The following is a 15,584-nucleotide window of genomic DNA, read 5'->3' on the forward strand; positions in this document are numbered from 1 at the left end:
TCTGTCCGAACAAGGGGGTTGAAAAGTGCAAGAAAAAAGGCGAAAAATAGTCAAACCCCTTGCGCTTGAGTCGGCATGTATCGGACTTCACCCCCAGGCCAACTGTCCTTTGAGAACTTCTACCTGCCCTTCGGCGGCAAATTGTCCCGTGACAATCGCTGGGTAAAGCTGGCTAAACTCATCCCGTGGGAAACAGTAGAAGCGAGTTATGCCGACCAGTTTAGTGCCACGATGGGCGCACCAGCCAAACCGTTTCGAGTCGCATTGGGAACCCTCATCATCAAAGAGAAGCTCGGCACCAGCGATGAAGAGACCGTGGAGCAGATCCGCGAGAACCCATACTTGCAGTACTTCTTGGGATTTAGCGAGTATCGGGATGAAGCGCCATTTGACTCATCCCTGTTGGTTCACTTTCGCAAACGCCTGAGTCTGGAGCTAGTGGGTCAGGTCAACGAAGCCGTCGTGCAGAAGATGCAAGGAGTGGCAGAAGCTACTGAATCACAGATGGCGGTATCGAGTGAAGCAGCATCTGAATCAGACCGTGATGACGATGAGCCACCCTCCCCCAATCAAGGGCAGCTCATCTTAGATGCGACCTGTGCCCCTGCGGATATTCGCTACCCGAGCGACTTGAGCTTATTGAATGAGGCTAGAGAGCAGAGCGAAGCCATCCTAGATGCCCTCTACGTCCAAGTGAGCGACCAATTTAAGACCAAGCCTCGCACCTACCGAAAGCTCGCGCGCAAAGCGTATCTATCCATCTCGAAGCAACGAAAACCCAGCCGTCAACTCAGGAGAAAAGGGATTCGTCAGCAACTCAACTATCTGGGTCGCAATCTCAAGCATATTGATATCCTCATAACAGCTGGGGCATCCTTGGCACAACTGAGTCGGCGTCAGTATCGCCTGCTGTTGGTCATCACTGAAGTCGTCAGGCAACAACGAGCCATGTTTGACGCCAACATCCGTCGCATCGATGACCGGATTGTGAGCATCGCCCAGCCCCATGTGAGGCCCATTGTGCGTGGCAAAGCAGGCGTGCCCGTGGAGTTTGGTGCAAAGCTATCGGTCAGTTGTATCAACGGCTGTGTGTTTCTAGACCGGCTCAGTTGGGACAATTTCAATGAGTCGACCCATCTCCAAGACCAGGTGGAAGCTTATCGGGCTCGGTTTGGCTGCTATCCCGAGTCGGTTCATGCCGACCAGATTTATCGCACTCGCGCCAATCGCAGTTGGTGTAAGGCGCGTGGTATCCGATTGAGTGGCCCGCCTTTGGGCAGGCCGAAGCAAGACCCATCGGTGCAGGCTCAACTCAAGCGACAGGCGCGTCAAGATGAGAAAGTCCGGGTCTGGATTGAAGGTAAGTTTGGTCAGGCCAAGCGACGCTTTTCTCTGGCACGGGTGATGGCGAAATTGGCCCACACGGCTCAAAGTGCCATTGCGATTACGTTTCTCGTGCTCAATTTGGAGCGTTGGCTCGCTGGGCTCTTAGCCTTGCTTTTTTGGCTTTTCGATCTGTGTCTGCAAGTCCTTCATGGCGGGATGGAGCGTGACGAAGCCGCTCAGCTGACGATGGGAGAATCGATGTCCTTTGTGTCCATTACTGAGCATTCATATCCAGCTATGTCTGAATTGGCGATCGCGTTGCCAATCTCAGTCTGAAATGACTTTTTCAGCAAGCCCTAACTAGAGATCTCAATATATCGAATGCCAATTCATGGCTAGTATCACCAATGAACAGAGAAGTAGTCTCAGGTTCATTCACCCATGTAAAAGAATAGTCCTGAGCATATTTTATGAGAAGAGCATTCGCAATAATGTATCCTCCGAGGGCATCATAGACCGGAGTAACAACATATTCATATGGTTCAGCGCCAGGGTTCTTAAAGATAACTCCCTCTTGCGCTAGAAGATTAACAATACTGCTATCCCATAAAGGAGTGTCAGACACAGCAGTACGGAATTTCTTCTCACTAATCTCTCGCTTTCCAGATTGCCATAATTCGATTCCTAGCGTATAAAACGCCTTATCAACCTCATCAGTCGTATAAGTATGACTGAGACTAGTCATCTCAGATATTCGTTCAGTTATATTAGCAATATATTTTTCAAATAGTGGTGAAAGTGATGTAGGGAAATAATCAATCTTGACTTCAGATTCTCGTTTAGGGTTGGTGACTTCGCAGAAGATTCTTAATGTCAGTGGATGTTGGAGAAAATCAACAGGAATTGCCGCATCGCCAGGGTTGATCTTAAAGTAATTAAAATACTTCTCGATTGCCTCGTCAGCATCAACACCAAAACCTTCACTCTCTATTGTATTGATATCATCAGGGAGAGCCATAAGTGCAAATGACTCTCTAGTTTCAGTTTGTGGCTCTCGACGCTGCTCCCAATCTCCTCTCTTTCGTTCTCCAGTTCTCAATGTGCAAACTACTAGAACATTAGGAAAATTTTTCACAATTTCGCTCAGCGAAGCTAATTCAGGCTTCCAATCTTTGGGGTTTTCGGCTTCGTTGAGTCCATCAATTAGGACTGGCAGACGACAACCCGCACGCTTCCCCGCTGCGTCTACTGCTGCCAGTAAACTCTCCATACTAGGCATAGGAGTGCCGTTAATTGAAAAGCTTTTAGCAAGATCATTAAGCGATTGCCCCTTATGAAGATTACGGCCTTGTAGAAAAACACCTGCGTGTCTATGTCTATTTTCCTGTGGAGCAGTTAGCTGAGCAGCCATCTGAGTCTTTCCACCACCTGCATCCGCCAGAATCGCAACTAAACCAACGCCAAGGAATTCTTCAGCTTCATCGAGAAGGGCTTGCGCTGTAAACATATCGTCTAGAGCATTAGTGGCATACAGGGAAGTAGGATGGTTCGCAGAACGTAAGTGTCTAGGTGTTGAACGAACATCTAAACTAATTAGCGTTTTGCGTTCTTTTAGTTTTTGCTGGATAACGTCAAGATCCCCATCCGCAAGAATTTCATGAAAATGGACGAGGGTATCGGCAAATTCTAAGCAAGCATTCACAAAAGAAGCCATATAAGGCTTTAATTTGGGTACAGCATCTTCTATTCCTCGTAATATTAGTTCAGATGCTTTTTTTAGACTCTCACCTGCCTCGACCAACTCTTCCCACGAACTTGCCTCTCCCAACATTCTCCGAATCTCTCGCTCAGCGTCAACGGATTGGTGGACTGTTTCCATCCATCGTTCTCGGATAGGTTGAATGGCGATGCGGTGACGCTCTGCCAGATTATGGGGCGTTAAAACCAGTTCACAAAAGTAAGTACTTCTGAGTATTAATCCGTCACCACTGAGATAAGTATCAAGTTCTTCTTCCGTCCACAAGTGTAGTTTATATTGCGTCGAAAGGTTATAATACCATTGCTGGTCTGTTTTACTGAGTGTGTAACGCGTCCAGAGAACCCAATCCGTAAGATTTGGCAACTCCTTTTCAGTTTTTCTTAATGAGTCTTCAATATCTTTCCGACTAGCCGCTTTTAAATCACCATTTTGATTTCGCTGGTATAGCTTGCATTGCCATCCAAACCAATGCGATGCATCACCAAGATCACATGATTCAGTAAATTTGACATGAAATTCAACACCAGGTTGATTTACTAATGCCTTGAAATGCCCAAAACGTCCATAGTGCAACCTCATAAGACCGCGACATAGATTTTCGAAGTTGCGGCTTTTTGCATCTGGTAGTGAGTCAAATTTTTCCCAATCTAGAGAAGGCATCTTAATTCCTAAAAATTCTATTTGCCATGCTCAGGCTTATCATCGGGGTAATCGTGTGCCGAAAATATTTCGATTTTTGCCCCTTTATCAAGCATTAATTTTATAAATGCAGAGATTTCCGATTCATCAGTTGTTAGAATTATCTTATCTCCTTTGACCCAAGTACTTGTATCAAACAAAAAATGTTCAAGTTCTATCGGATCCAAAGTATAAATGTTTGCTTCCTTTAGAAGTTCAAGTACCCCCTCTCCAAAACGTCTTCTGACACTACCAACCTCAATTTTGTCAGCTAATTTTTCAGTCAATTTATCAATTATCTCTTTTGTTTGTTCTGCATCATTAGCACTTTTAAATTTTCCGATCATAACTAAATTCATTGAATGCTCAGACCCATAGCCATTCCAGATTTTCACAAGTCCACCTCTTAGTCGTTTGTAGCCAATTTATAAAGCGCTGACATTACTCCATTCTCAAGAATCCAAACCCCGCTGGTGTCGTATGACGTTCGTTTCAAAAATCCTGAGGCATCTATGTGGGCAAAAGCATTAAGCCTAGTTTCCTCAGCAAGAGGGTTGCACGTCGGAAGACCATCTGCTCCACCTTCACTAACTGCAAGAGGGATACTCCCACGATATTCAGTTACCCATTCTTGTAATATGTTCCAAGTATCCTTATCAATACCTTTGGATTTTTTGGTAGGTTGTTCAGGCAGCAGCAAAAATTCGGAGCAACCAAGTTCAGTAGCAATTTCAATGGCTGTCTCAAGATCACAATGGTTTTCGAGTTGACGACAAAGTTAATTCCAAATGGGGCAATAGAGCTAAGAGCAATGATATGTTGAATTAAGGCATCAAAAGACCGTTCTCGGATGGATTCATAAGTAGCTCTAACCCCGTCCATACTCACTCTAATAAAATGCACGTTCCCTGCAAGTTTTTCAATTAACTGGGCACTGAGATGATGACCATGGGTCGTCATAGTAACAGCAAGACCTGTATTTTTAGTTGTATAGGCACAAAGTTCTGCAAAATATGGATAAAGTGTAGGTTCCCCACCCCCAAAACCTACACCAATGCAGCCATTGACATCTAGATCGATAAGCCAGCCTTTCAACCTGTTAAAATCCAATACCGCAGGTTTCTTTGGCGCATAGCAGTGATGGCAGGCAAGATCACAAGTATTTGTTAATGCAATTGATACTTGACGTGGAGCAGATGACCATTTACTTGGAGGTAATTTAATTTCTTCTACAAGCAAATTTATGCCAGTGTTGCGATTGAAGAGGTGCAGACCTGCGGCTCCGGCACGAAATTTTAAGTGGCAAGTCCCATTATTCTGAATTTTATTGGCTATGGCCATGTTAGAGCGATTAAGTTAATTCCCTCTTAACAAGATAGCTCAATCCGTTGAAAGTGTCTCTAGATAAAGCATATTGTCAATTTTTGCAGAATTTACCCTATTGCTAACTAGAATCGCCTGCATAGGCGCATCTGGGAAAGGGTGCAACAAATCCGATAACGATTGACTGCACTGAACATGGGGGTCAAGCATCGCCCATAATCCTCCTTGATGGTGCAGAAAAGTCATGAAGACCTTACCAGCAGGCAATATTCAAATCTGTCAAAGGTGACAGAGAGGGGCATTCAATGTGATGCTTAAGTTCCCAAACTCAGAGCAATCCTATGTCAACCCCTCAACTCTATCGTCAACTGCAAACTCAACTGAGTCAATGGGTCACACCCAAAGATAAACGTCACCTTACTGTGTTTGCTGAAAACATCGCTGCAATCCTCCAAGCCCAAAGTGGCAGCTTAAGCCATTGGCTGACTTATTTGAGTCATCGTCGTTGTAAAGCCCGCTCTCACATGGAACGACTGAGCTACTTCGTTCATAATCCCAAGATCACCTCAGAAACATTCTATGTTCCATTACTGCTTCAATTTCTTCAAGCGTGGGCGGGCATGGCGACGACATTGACCCTGGATACAAGCATGCTGTGGGATGAGTATTGCCTGATAGAGGTCTGTCTGACCTGGGGAGGGCGCTCTTTTCCTTTGGCTCAAAAGGTGCTCAAGCATGGCAGTGCTACGGTCGCTTTTGCGGACTATTGCTCAGTGCTGGATGTGGCTGAGACGGTCTTACCCGCTGATTGTCAAATCACACTATTGGCTGACCGAGGCTTTGAGCATGGTGAGTTAATTCGTTGGCTACGGAGCCATCAATGGTCTTGGGCAATTCGCGCTAAATCCGATTTGAGGGTCACGTTGTCTAATGCTCAAACCGAGTCGGTTGCTGACCTGCTGCCAGAGCCTGAACAAGCTTTTCTATTTTCTGATGTCACGATTCTTGAAGATATCCACTGTCATTTGGCGACCGCTCGATTATCCATCGCCCAGGAGGCTTGGGCTGTGATTACAGATAAATCGCCTTCTGTGCAAACCTTCGCGCTATATGGTCAACGTTTTGGTGGCATTGAACCCCATTTCAAGGATTACAAGTCTGCCGCCTTTGAACTGCCTCGTTCTAAACTCAGAGATGCCCATGCTTTAAGCCGACTGCTGATGTTACTGGCGGCTGCGACCATTATTGCCATTTGCGTTGCCATTGAAACGATCGCTCAAGGCGCACTAAAGTCCATTGATTGGCATGCTCACAGGGGATTGAGTTTTCTGCAAATCGGGCTAAGACGGATTAATCAGTTGTGCTATCAAAGATTACCGCTGCCACCCTTGAGATATTTGCCACGATGTAATCCACCACCTGCTTATGCCTCTCTCAAGAAGCGAGATGCGATGAACACTCGCATTGAGTTTGCCAAGGTGACTGTCTTCTAAAGCTTTCAGCTCCTTTGAGTTTTCTGCACCACTAAGATAATCCTCAGGGCTTAAAATTACAGACATTCGGTCATGAATCGGCTGCAACAGACCATTCGCCGCAGTCGTCAAAACCGTGCAAGTTTTAAAGGCCGAAAGCCCTTGCCACATCCTCCGGTGATCGCGCCAGAGTAAAACGTCCAAACATGGCTTCCTTCCTTCCTCAGATGCACCTCAGACGAGAGTGCCCCTTTGAATGGTTTTGCGGAGGAAATGCGATCGCCTTAGCCGTCTGACCAACCAAACCCTTCTTATCGAATCATCTGAATATTCAGACCCACTTGAAGCCCAGCCCAAACTCGATCCGCAGTCAAGACCGACAACTTCTGTTGAATAGCCAAACTCAAACAAGCTCTGTCTCCCAGCGATAGCCCCAAACCCTTCGTATTGGTGCGTAATAGACCTGAAATAAAACTCTGCTCCTCATCAAATGGAATAATCAGCACCTTCAGCACCTCAAAAATCTCCCGAATCTCCACTTCACTGAACCCTTTATCCATCAGCTTCGATACCACCTCAGCCACATTCACTGAACTCATACAAGCAGTGGATATAACCGCAGCAACCTTCTCAGAACCAGGTTCTTGATTAATAAGTGCTAACAGTGCCGAAGCATCCAAAACCACCCTACTCCCGCTCACTTTCTGCCCTTCGCTCCCGAATTAACTCCTCCGACAAAGAATATCCTTCCGGTATATGCCGACGCACCATCGCCTGTACCCTTGCGATCGCCTCTTGCATCGGTAGCTCTTGGTTTTCCGTCAAAGCGGGTTCCTGCACCAAAACAATCACCTCAGCATCCATTCCCTCATTCAGTTCGGAAGCAGGAATTTCAATCCGGCCACCAGACTTGATTTTTACCATCCGTCGAATTGCCTGTATCATCCCATTCGTGCTCCACCAAAAAGAAACTTAAATGCTCATCACTTCATTGCTAGACCTATCGCAGCGCCTCAGGCCGTACTTCAGAGGCGATCGCCTCATTGGATAGTTTTGCGGAGGAACTGCGGACTCTTGGTGCGCAGCGATCGCTTAACCTATCTTTCATTGAGCCAACTCAATAAATCAGACAATGTTGAAAAATCTAAAAGAGCATCGCCCAGTGCTTCTAAATCTGGCGACGATAGACCTTGAATTTGTTGCTGTACCTCAGGTGCGATCGCACCAAGCCTGCGTTCCAACTGACGCAAAATAATTTTAGCCTCCCCTTCCTGTAGAGCCTCTTGATAAACTCGGGTTTGTTTTAATTCGCTTAGACCAAACATACGTTCAATTGCCTCACGACTCAGTTGTGGGAATTTATAGACCATGATTGTCTCAATGAGATCTATTATCCCCCTATTCTCAAGGTTTGACTGCTCCTCAACGCTCGAAATGGGCATCAATCGTTTCGCCAATTCAAATGCCCGATCGGATTCGGCAAGAATGAGCTGCATTAACCCAATCCCCAGAGAATCACCCGAGCTAGCCTCAAAATCATCAAGGTAAACACGCTGGACCTGAGAACTATCCAATAGCGTTCTAAATAAATGAATTTGGTTCGGTTCAGCACTGCGATCTGGGAAAATGACAACTGCACGCCAGTCTACAGTTTGCGGATTTTGACGGAGAAATAAGAATAGTTCAGCAAAAAAGCGATAGTAAAACTCGACATCCTTCTGAAACTGTACTTCCACAAACCAAACCGTTTGCTCAAAAGCATCATGGCGTGGTAGAAAGACCCCATCAATCCGAAAAGCCGTTTGCTTAAGTTCAACCGAACGAAATTCGTAACTTTGCCCAAGTTGCTTTGACAAGCCTATCAGTTCAAAAAAGAGGCCAGGAGCCGTCTGAAAGATTTTGTAAAAGATAGAATCCGTTTTCAATTGCGAAATTGACACGCTACGAAGCGCTGTTACAGAAAAACCAAGAATACACCTTATCCGACACCGAACGCACAGAATTAACAACCCTGAGGATTGAATGCGATCGCTTCATGCTGTGCAAAGCCCAAGCCGCAGCAATTCTGCGCTGGCGCGGCGATACAGTCGTTCATCCTTAAATCTTTGTGTCAGCCTATATTCTTGAAAGCCTGAAAATTCGCGCACCTGAATTATGCCAAAAGTCCTTGCCACATCCTCAGGCGATCGCGCTAAAGTAAAACGTCCGCACTTGGCTCTAGGTGGCGCTAACAATAGAGAAACAGGCAATCCCAAAAACTCAAACCTAGTCCAACTGGATTTGAGGCACTCCTAAGCTGGCGATAGAAACGCCATCTACGTGCATATTGGAAATCGCCCATTATCGTTCAGCCAAAAGACTGCGATCGCCCGACAACAACAATTCAAGTAAACAAACTTGGAGAAACCTTAAAATACTCCCCCAACGCCTTCGCCTGTACCTTGCTTATCGAACGTTTACCATTAATCACCTCAGACACAACCTCACTCGAACCAATAACACCCACCAAATCAGCCTGACGAGTCCCGGTTGATTCCATAACATGCTGCAAAATTTCATAGGGTTGAGATTCATCCATTGGATAATGCTGAGCCTCATACGCCTCAATCAAAGTGACCAACAACTTATGCAAAGCTCCTTCTTCCGGCGATCGCGCCTTAGCAAACGTGAGCTGTTCCACCACCGCCAAAGCGCGATCGTACTCCTCCTCCGTTTCAATTACCTTTGGAGAAAACTCAGCAATCAGATCTCTATAAACAACATGATTAAAAGTAAGGGTCATTCTTCCACTTATCCTTATCGTATTCAGCGTGAGTCAAAAAATATTTGTAGTAAACCGTTTGGTTCTCATAATCAATACCAACAATAAGGCGATAAGCGTTTCCCTTAATATTAAAAACTGTAAAACTTCCAACGGCCTCAGCATCTCGATAGATTAGACGGACATCCTCTAAATTCTCCCAATTCGCCTTTTTTACCGTTGTATACCAGTCATCGACCTGCTTTTTAACATCAGGATGTCGAGCAGAATCTACTCGAAGATTACGAATTGAAATGAGATGCATTAATATCGCTAGACGTTGATTCGCTCAATGAGATTATATCAAATCCTCTCAATTTGAGAGGAAATCCCGTTAATTTAAGGATATCTTAGCCACATTTTTGTCTCGCGCAATCATCCCACAAGCTGCAAAGGGGCAATGTTATCCCGAGACAGGAAATTGGACACCTCACCCAGGCCAAAAGCCCTTGCCACATCCTCCGGCGATCGCGCTAAAGTAAAACGTCCGCACATGGTTTTAGCGTAGCGCGATCCATAGGGCGATGGGTGAACCCCAACTCATCTAAACTCGAATCTGCCTCAGGTTATGATGGAATCAAACCCCATCGAATTTGGCACTGTAACCATGGTTTTGCGGGAACAGCTAAAACAAACGCTCGATAAACTTAACGAAACCCAGCTCACGCAAATTGCAAACTTTATTGGAAACATAGACTCTTCTCCACAGCAGCCTGATGCAGAGGTTCCCCTATGGCAAACTGGAACATCCGCAGAACGAACCAAAGACTTTCAAGAGTGGCTCAAACAACTCCCTCGCAATGGCTCTAGCCTACCTGACGAAGCCTTTGACCGTGACAGCATTTACAATTGATGGCAAAGTATCTCATAGACACCAACGTTGTTTTGCGCTTCTGTAACGCCTCCGATTCACAACATGCTCTTTCTGGAAGTGCAATTTCACATCTGTTAGCGACAGAAAACGAATGTTATCTCACAGCGCAAGTCCTTATCGAACTTTGGGTCGTAGCAACACGCCCTGCGAATGTTAATGGTCTAGGGTGGACAACTGAGAGAACAAAGAGCATTATCGATCAACTGCTTTATCGCTTTCCAACTTTAGAAGACTCTCCCCAAATTTTTCCATGCTGGTTAGAATTAGTGACCGCAAAAGAGATTCTGGGGAAGCGTGCCCATGATATTCGTCTAGTGAGCATTATGTTAACAAGCAAAGTTACTCATCTTTTGACCTTCAATGGCAAAGACTTCAATATATCGGAAAATATCACAATCGTTCATCCACAGGATTGTTTGCCACCTTCAACTATTAATGCGACTTAACGCGATCTCCTCTCCCCCAATACTCCCATTTAGCAGCAGCAGGAAAAATTCAGATAGTTTTTCTGAAGTTTTTGCAATGGCTTTGCGGACTCTCGGTGCCTTACCACTCTGAAAGAGCTAGCTATCGCCCTGTAACAGCGATTCAAACAACAGCCGCATTGAATTAAAATGTGGAACTCAAGTGGCAGGCAAATTTAACCGCGATGGTACTTAAAGACAGCAAAGACGGTTTTCCATTACCGTTTCTAATCGCGCATCGATCAACTTGGCTCCAATCGAAAGATCCTTGGCCAAGGATGAAATCAACCTCACAGGCTGCGAAGGTGCAATATTGTACCGAAGCGGGAAATTGGGCACCGCATCCAAGCCAAAAGCCCTAGCCACATCCTCCGGCGATCGCGCTAAAGTAAAACGCCCGCACATGGCTCTAGCGTGAGGTTAAAAAGTGAGGGGCGATCGAAAGTCTGCCCGATGCGTTTGAGCAGGACTGCCCTATCCATGTTGCGCCAACCATTGTTCTAAATCAGATAGACCCGTAAAATCGAGTAGCGCTTCACTGAGGTCTTCAAGCACAGGTAAAGGAAGCGTGGTGAGACGCGATCGCATCGCTTCAGGCAACTCTTGCTGGAGCCGTCGCGTTAACTGTCTGGTCACGAGGGCGATCGCTTCTGATTCTCTACCCTCCTCTCTGCCCTCGGCCTTCGCTTCCCGAATTGCCCGTGGCTCCTGGGTCAGATTCAGTCCCAACATCGCTTTAATCTCCATCTGACTTAAATGGGCTAACTTGCAAAACCAAAATGATTCTGTTTAGAAAGTCTTGCACTGATGTCTTTTTCGATTTCCGCTGTTCCAGAATCTATAAGTCGTGCAGCGATTCCAACGACTGTCTAAGCCAAAGCAACGCTATGAGCTGCTGATTTGGTCATGTAGTCGTTTCATCTAAATGCTCAAAGATTGCCTGGTAAAAGGTCAGAACATGATGATCTAGCAGGCGGTAGAACACATGCCGTCCCTGCTTGCGAAAACTCACCAAACGAATGGCGCGGAGCGTCCGCAACTGATGCGATACGGCGGATTCATTCATGCCGAGGGCGATCGCCAAATCCCCCACGCACATTTCCCGATCGGCCAGCATAGAGAGAATGCGCAACCGATTGGTATCGGCGAGAAAGCCCAGAAACTCTGACATGCGCTGCGCTTTCTCAAGCGTCAGCGTTTCAGGTTGAGAGGCGTTGGCAGGGTCAGCAGGATGGAGATGGGGAACATCGCAACACAGATCTTCCCCATCTTCGAATTGTTGGATAATCGCCTTTTCTGCCGGGTTGTCTAACATTGATAAACCGTATTGGACATCCTCTAAGCGTGGCAGCCACAGCCGGTATGACCGCAGCCTTGACCGGACGGATGACCATTGGCGCAGGCTTCACCGCAGTAGGGCTTATCATCTTTCATCACGGCATCTGACAGCGAAACCACGCACAGACAAGATTCGCAGGCACATTTCATTTGAGTAACGGTAGACATATCTTGGCTCCTTTGAGTTCCATGAATAGCCTAACATGTGAATGGGTATTCAGATATTAAGTCGTTAGAATTTTTGCCCAGTGCCAAAGCATCGTCCTTAGGGGTTACGTCTGAGGGGTTTGAAGCGGTTGATCGAGCGATTGGATGGCTCTTGTGCGGTCGATCGCGTCAAAATTCCCTGAGACGGGCTAAACAGCAGTGCCAGTAAAAACAAGCTGGATGACACCAGTACGATCGTCGGCCCTGAAGGCAAGTTGCGATAATAGCTGAGGTAGACCCCAGAGAGACTGGCGATCGCCCCTAGAATAGCCCCCACAACCATCATCTGATGGAGTTCTTTGACCAACAAATAGGCGGTCAAGGCTGGGCCGACGAGGAGTGCAATCACCAGAATCACGCCCACCGCCTGCATGCTGGCAATAATGGTGAGCGTAATAGCAGCCATAAAGCCAAAGTAGATGGTGTTAATGGGTAAGCCGATCGCCTGGGCACCCGTTTTGTCGAAGGTGTAGAACAATAATTCTTTATAGAAGAGTTTGACCACCAGTAGAATTAAGCCAGCAATGATGGCGGTTCGCTGAATGTCGAGGGGGGTCACGCCCAGAATATCGCCGAACAGAAAACTATCCAGATCGAGTTTGTTTTTTAAGACGGTGATCAGCGTGACGCCCAGCGCAAAAAAGGAGGAAAAGGTCAACGCCATAGCGGCATCGGCTTTAATTCTGGTTTGCGAACGAATCCAGGCAATGAGCAAAGCGCCCAGAATGCCAGAGCCAAAGGCACCAATGAGAATATCAACCCCAAAAAAGAACGAAATAGATAATCCTGGCAGGACGGCGTGGGCGATCACGTCCCCCAGTAAGGCCATGCGCTGCACGATCAGGTAGCTGCCGACCACAGGGCAAAGAATACCAACTAGCACGCCAACGGCGATCGCATTTCGCATGAATTCATAGCCGAGCGGTTCTAGCAGCAGGTTGAGCATAGGGAATGGGGCGTGGAGAATTTAATAGAAAAAGAATGTTTCCAAATCTTGACGGAATGGGTTTTCCCCATGAGTTCCGTAAGCTTGACTCAGATTTTCGGGGGTCATCACCTGTTGCGAGGAGCCATTTTAAGCTCTAACATGAGAACCTTGAATGAGAACGGTTATCATTATAGACTGTCAATTGCAATTCCAAGATTAAAATCATGCAACTTTACCGTCAAATCTGGGGCAGCACGCTATTTGCTTTGGTTGTAGGTCTACTCAGCGCCTGCGCCCCATCCACACCCACCGGCCAAACTAGCCCAGCCAGCTCTCCCAATACTGCTACCACTAGCAAAAATCTGAACGTGGTTGCGACCAGTAGCGTTCTGTGCGATTTAACCAAAACCATCGCTGCCGAAACAATTGACCTGACCTGTCTGGTCCAAGCAGGAACCGACCCCCACGTTTATGAGCCAACCCCCGAAGATCGTAAGGCGATCGAAAATGCCCAGCTCGTGCTGTACTCTGGCTATGACTTTGAACCGAGCTTGATTAAGCTCATCAAAGCCTCTTCTAATTCTGCAACCGAAATTGCGGTAGGGGAAGTAGCAGTTCCCAAACCTCTGATGGGTGAGTCTGAGCATGGCCATGAGGGGCACGCAGAAGAGGAGAAACATTCTGAGGGTGAAAAGCCGGGTGAAGCGAAAGAACCCGATCCGCATGTCTGGCACGATGCCAAAAATGGGATTCAGATGGTGAAAGTGATTCAGGACAATCTGGCGAAAGCTGCCCCTGCAAATGCCGACCTGTATGCCAAAAATGCTCAAGCTCTGACCGCAAAGCTGACTCAGATTGATGGCTGGATTAAGTCTCAAATTGCCACGATTCCAAAAACTTCTCGCAAACTGGTGACAACACACGATGCATTGGGGTACTATTCTGCGGCCTATGGCATTCCAGTTGAAGGGGCGTTACAGGGCATTAGCACTGAAGAAAAACCCACTGCGGCACGGGTGAAAGAATTGACGGATGAGATTAAGGCTGACAAGGTGCCGACTATTTTTGCAGAGGTGTCAGTCAATCCTAAGTTGATTGAGACGGTGGCAAAAGAGGCGAACGTAAAACTGTCGAAGCAAGAACTATTTTCAGATGGTTTGGGCGAAGCAGGCTCTGAGGGCGATACCTATCCGAGAATGCTGATTGCGAATACCAAGGCGATCGTTGAAGGGTTGGGCGGACAGTATACCGCGTTTCAGCCCAAGTGATTCACTTACTTAGGTAACAGTGGCAATCCGGTCTCTCAATTAGCGATTCCACCAGTGCATTGAGGGCGGTAGCGGCGAGTAACCCACCCCCTAGCGTTCCTTCAACCGTGATACAGGGAATGCCGGATTCCATCAGTTTGCGCTTTGCAGCCGGAGCATGACTGAAGCCGATCGGCATCCCAATCACGAGTGCAGGCTGAATCATCTGCTGCTGGATTGCTTCACAGACTGCCAGTAGCACCGACGGGGCATAGCCGATGGCGATCGCACATCCGGCGGGGAGTTTCTGTAAACGGTCTTTCCAGTCAGGACTTTGCCAAAATGCTTGTTCTGCTGCATCGGCACTGGCGATATGGGGATTGTCGATGAGAGTTTGCACCGAACAACCTAGGTGAGCCAGTCGGGGTAGGTCGATCGCCGCCCTGACCGTGGGCACATCCACCACGACTGGACATCCCGATTTGAAGGCGGTGCGGCTAGCAGCCAGGGCTTGATTTCCTAGTCGCACAAATTGAACTAAACTGACATCGCCACAGGCCAGTACTAGCTTAGAGAGTAAATCGATCTCAATTTCTGAGCGATCGGACAGATCGGGCAGCAACCGCTGAAGCGATTCCTGAAAGGCTTCTGGATGGGCATGGACTTGGGCATCTAACCCACACCAAAGTTTATCCAATCCGCCCAGTCGCGTTTCAACGTCCAGCAGCTTGAGTTGCGCCAGGACTTCGGCTTGGGTCGTTTGACAATGACGATCTCGTCCCAGCAATCCTTCTAAGGCCGATGCGGTCTGCCGCAGTTGACCGATTTGCCCAATAATGGCACGGTACTGCTGCTGAAGTTGCGCCATCAACGTGGCTTGTTCGGCTTCTGGCTCTGCTTCTAGCAGTTTATGGATGTGGGAAAGCTGAAAGCCCTGCTGTTTCAGCGCCACAATGCGTTGCAGCCGTTGCACATCTCGATCGGTGTAGAGGCGATAGTTACTGGGCGATCGCTCTGGCTGGGGCATCAACCCTAATTGGTGATAATGGCGCACCATACGGGGCGTAATGTCGCTGCCCACTGAATCCGTCAGTTCTTTAATGGTTAAACCTTGACCCATCATCTCAAGCGCCAAAAGCCAATACCTTGACATTAACACCAATGTCAG

At 47.2% G+C, this 15,584-nt stretch carries 21 protein-coding genes; 6 read left to right on the plus strand and 15 right to left on the minus strand.

Going from position 1 to position 15,584, the window contains the following annotated elements; all coding sequences use genetic code 11:
* Positions 1-75 precede the first annotated feature (75 nt).
* Positions 76-1,662 (plus strand): IS5 family transposase, encoded by a 1,587-nt coding sequence (locus R6H26_RS13195; protein ID WP_404783413.1) that lies wholly within the window; start codon positions 76-78, stop codon positions 1,660-1,662.
* 10 nt (positions 1,663-1,672) lie between these two features.
* Here R6H26_RS13195 and R6H26_RS13200 read toward each other — a convergent pair whose 3' ends face one another.
* The 3 genes from R6H26_RS13200 to R6H26_RS13210 all read right to left on the minus strand — a co-directional run bounded on the left by R6H26_RS13200 (position 1,673) and on the right by R6H26_RS13210 (position 5,104).
* Positions 1,673-3,745 carry a hypothetical protein gene (locus R6H26_RS13200; RefSeq protein ID WP_404790877.1) on the minus strand — a complete coding sequence of 691 codons (2,073 nt, stop codon included), beginning with the start codon at positions 3,743-3,745 and terminating at the stop codon, positions 1,673-1,675.
* A gap of 17 nt (positions 3,746-3,762) precedes the next feature.
* Entirely contained in the window at positions 3,763-4,158 is a 396-nt protein-coding gene (locus R6H26_RS13205) for a DUF6375 family protein (protein ID WP_404790879.1), read from the minus strand.
* Positions 4,159-4,384: 226 nt separating this feature from the next.
* A complete protein-coding gene (locus R6H26_RS13210; protein WP_404790881.1) occupies positions 4,385-5,104 on the minus strand; it encodes a radical SAM protein in 720 nt (239 codons plus the stop codon).
* A gap of 323 nt (positions 5,105-5,427) precedes the next feature.
* Between R6H26_RS13210 and R6H26_RS13215 the strand changes: the two genes are divergently transcribed.
* The gene (locus tag R6H26_RS13215; RefSeq protein WP_404783408.1) at positions 5,428-6,579 is read left to right on the plus strand and encodes a transposase; all 1,152 of its coding nucleotides are present in this window, start codon (positions 5,428-5,430) and stop codon (positions 6,577-6,579) included.
* Here R6H26_RS13215 and R6H26_RS13220 read toward each other — a convergent pair.
* From R6H26_RS13220 to R6H26_RS13235, 4 genes are all read right to left on the minus strand, one after another.
* On the minus strand, positions 6,460-6,729 hold the full coding sequence (locus R6H26_RS13220) for an SOS response-associated peptidase family protein (RefSeq protein WP_404791320.1): 270 nt from the start codon (positions 6,727-6,729) through the stop codon (positions 6,460-6,462). The two genes, R6H26_RS13215 and R6H26_RS13220, sit on opposite strands and share 120 nt — an antisense overlap.
* 140 nt (positions 6,730-6,869) lie before the next feature.
* Positions 6,870-7,259 carry a type II toxin-antitoxin system VapC family toxin gene (locus tag R6H26_RS13225; protein WP_404790883.1) on the minus strand — a complete coding sequence of 130 codons (390 nt, stop codon included), beginning with the start codon at positions 7,257-7,259 and terminating at the stop codon, positions 6,870-6,872.
* Positions 7,246-7,503: a hypothetical protein gene (locus tag R6H26_RS13230; protein WP_404790885.1), complete on the minus strand. Its 258-nt coding sequence runs from the start codon at positions 7,501-7,503 to the stop codon at positions 7,246-7,248. The genes R6H26_RS13225 and R6H26_RS13230 overlap by 14 nt, the downstream gene beginning before the upstream one ends.
* A gap of 152 nt (positions 7,504-7,655) precedes the next feature.
* Positions 7,656-8,498, minus strand: a complete 843-nt coding sequence (locus R6H26_RS13235; RefSeq protein WP_404790887.1) for an Rpn family recombination-promoting nuclease/putative transposase — start codon at positions 8,496-8,498, stop codon at positions 7,656-7,658.
* On the opposite strand from R6H26_RS13235, the gene R6H26_RS13240 reads away from it, so the two are divergent.
* Positions 8,492-8,659: a hypothetical protein gene (locus R6H26_RS13240; protein ID WP_404790889.1), complete on the plus strand. Its 168-nt coding sequence runs from the start codon at positions 8,492-8,494 to the stop codon at positions 8,657-8,659. The genes R6H26_RS13235 and R6H26_RS13240 overlap by 7 nt on opposite strands.
* Before the next feature lie 282 nt (positions 8,660-8,941).
* On the opposite strand, the gene R6H26_RS13245 is transcribed toward R6H26_RS13240, so the two are convergent.
* Together R6H26_RS13245 and R6H26_RS13250 are read right to left on the minus strand one after the other, a co-directional pair.
* A complete protein-coding gene (locus R6H26_RS13245; RefSeq protein ID WP_404790891.1) occupies positions 8,942-9,340 on the minus strand; it encodes a type II toxin-antitoxin system HigA family antitoxin in 399 nt (132 codons plus the stop codon).
* A complete protein-coding gene (locus R6H26_RS13250) occupies positions 9,324-9,623 on the minus strand; it encodes a type II toxin-antitoxin system HigB family toxin (protein ID WP_404790893.1) in 300 nt (99 codons plus the stop codon). Before R6H26_RS13250 ends, R6H26_RS13245 begins: the two co-directional genes overlap by 17 nt.
* Before the next feature lie 303 nt (positions 9,624-9,926).
* Here R6H26_RS13250 and R6H26_RS13255 point away from each other — a divergent pair, with 303 nt between their 5' ends.
* Positions 9,927-10,211: a hypothetical protein gene (locus tag R6H26_RS13255; protein WP_404790895.1), complete on the plus strand. Its 285-nt coding sequence runs from the start codon at positions 9,927-9,929 to the stop codon at positions 10,209-10,211.
* A complete protein-coding gene (locus R6H26_RS13260; protein ID WP_404790897.1) occupies positions 10,211-10,678 on the plus strand; it encodes a type II toxin-antitoxin system VapC family toxin in 468 nt (155 codons plus the stop codon). The genes R6H26_RS13255 and R6H26_RS13260 overlap by 1 nt, the downstream gene beginning before the upstream one ends.
* A 210-nt stretch (positions 10,679-10,888) precedes the next feature.
* Here the strand turns inward: R6H26_RS13260 and R6H26_RS13265 are convergent, their stop codons facing one another.
* The 5 genes from R6H26_RS13265 to R6H26_RS13285 form a co-directional block, all read right to left on the minus strand.
* Positions 10,889-11,101: an SOS response-associated peptidase family protein gene (locus R6H26_RS13265; protein ID WP_404790899.1), complete on the minus strand. Its 213-nt coding sequence runs from the start codon at positions 11,099-11,101 to the stop codon at positions 10,889-10,891.
* Positions 11,102-11,170: 69 nt separating this feature from the next.
* Positions 11,171-11,428: a DUF4351 domain-containing protein gene (locus R6H26_RS13270; protein ID WP_404790901.1), complete on the minus strand. Its 258-nt coding sequence runs from the start codon at positions 11,426-11,428 to the stop codon at positions 11,171-11,173.
* Between the two features lie 172 nt (positions 11,429-11,600).
* The gene (locus R6H26_RS13275; RefSeq protein WP_404790902.1) at positions 11,601-12,011 is read right to left on the minus strand and encodes an ArsR/SmtB family transcription factor; all 411 of its coding nucleotides are present in this window, start codon (positions 12,009-12,011) and stop codon (positions 11,601-11,603) included.
* Between the two features lie 23 nt (positions 12,012-12,034).
* Positions 12,035-12,202: a metallothionein gene (locus R6H26_RS13280; RefSeq protein ID WP_404790904.1), complete on the minus strand. Its 168-nt coding sequence runs from the start codon at positions 12,200-12,202 to the stop codon at positions 12,035-12,037.
* 97 nt (positions 12,203-12,299) lie between these two features.
* Entirely contained in the window at positions 12,300-13,187 is an 888-nt protein-coding gene (locus tag R6H26_RS13285; RefSeq protein ID WP_404790906.1) for a metal ABC transporter permease, read from the minus strand.
* A gap of 206 nt (positions 13,188-13,393) precedes the next feature.
* On the opposite strand from R6H26_RS13285, the gene R6H26_RS13290 reads away from it, so the two are divergent.
* On the plus strand, positions 13,394-14,437 hold the full coding sequence (locus tag R6H26_RS13290) for a metal ABC transporter solute-binding protein, Zn/Mn family (protein ID WP_404790908.1): 1,044 nt from the start codon (positions 13,394-13,396) through the stop codon (positions 14,435-14,437).
* A gap of 1 nt (position 14,438) precedes the next feature.
* Here R6H26_RS13290 and R6H26_RS13295 read toward each other — a convergent pair whose 3' ends face one another.
* The gene (locus R6H26_RS13295) at positions 14,439-15,539 is read right to left on the minus strand and encodes a precorrin-8X methylmutase (protein ID WP_404790910.1); all 1,101 of its coding nucleotides are present in this window, start codon (positions 15,537-15,539) and stop codon (positions 14,439-14,441) included.
* Positions 15,540-15,584 lie beyond the last annotated feature (45 nt).

This window comes from Altericista sp. CCNU0014 (genome assembly GCF_044923475.1).
Classification (GTDB): domain Bacteria; phylum Cyanobacteriota; class Cyanobacteriia; order Thermosynechococcales; family Thermosynechococcaceae; genus JAAURS01.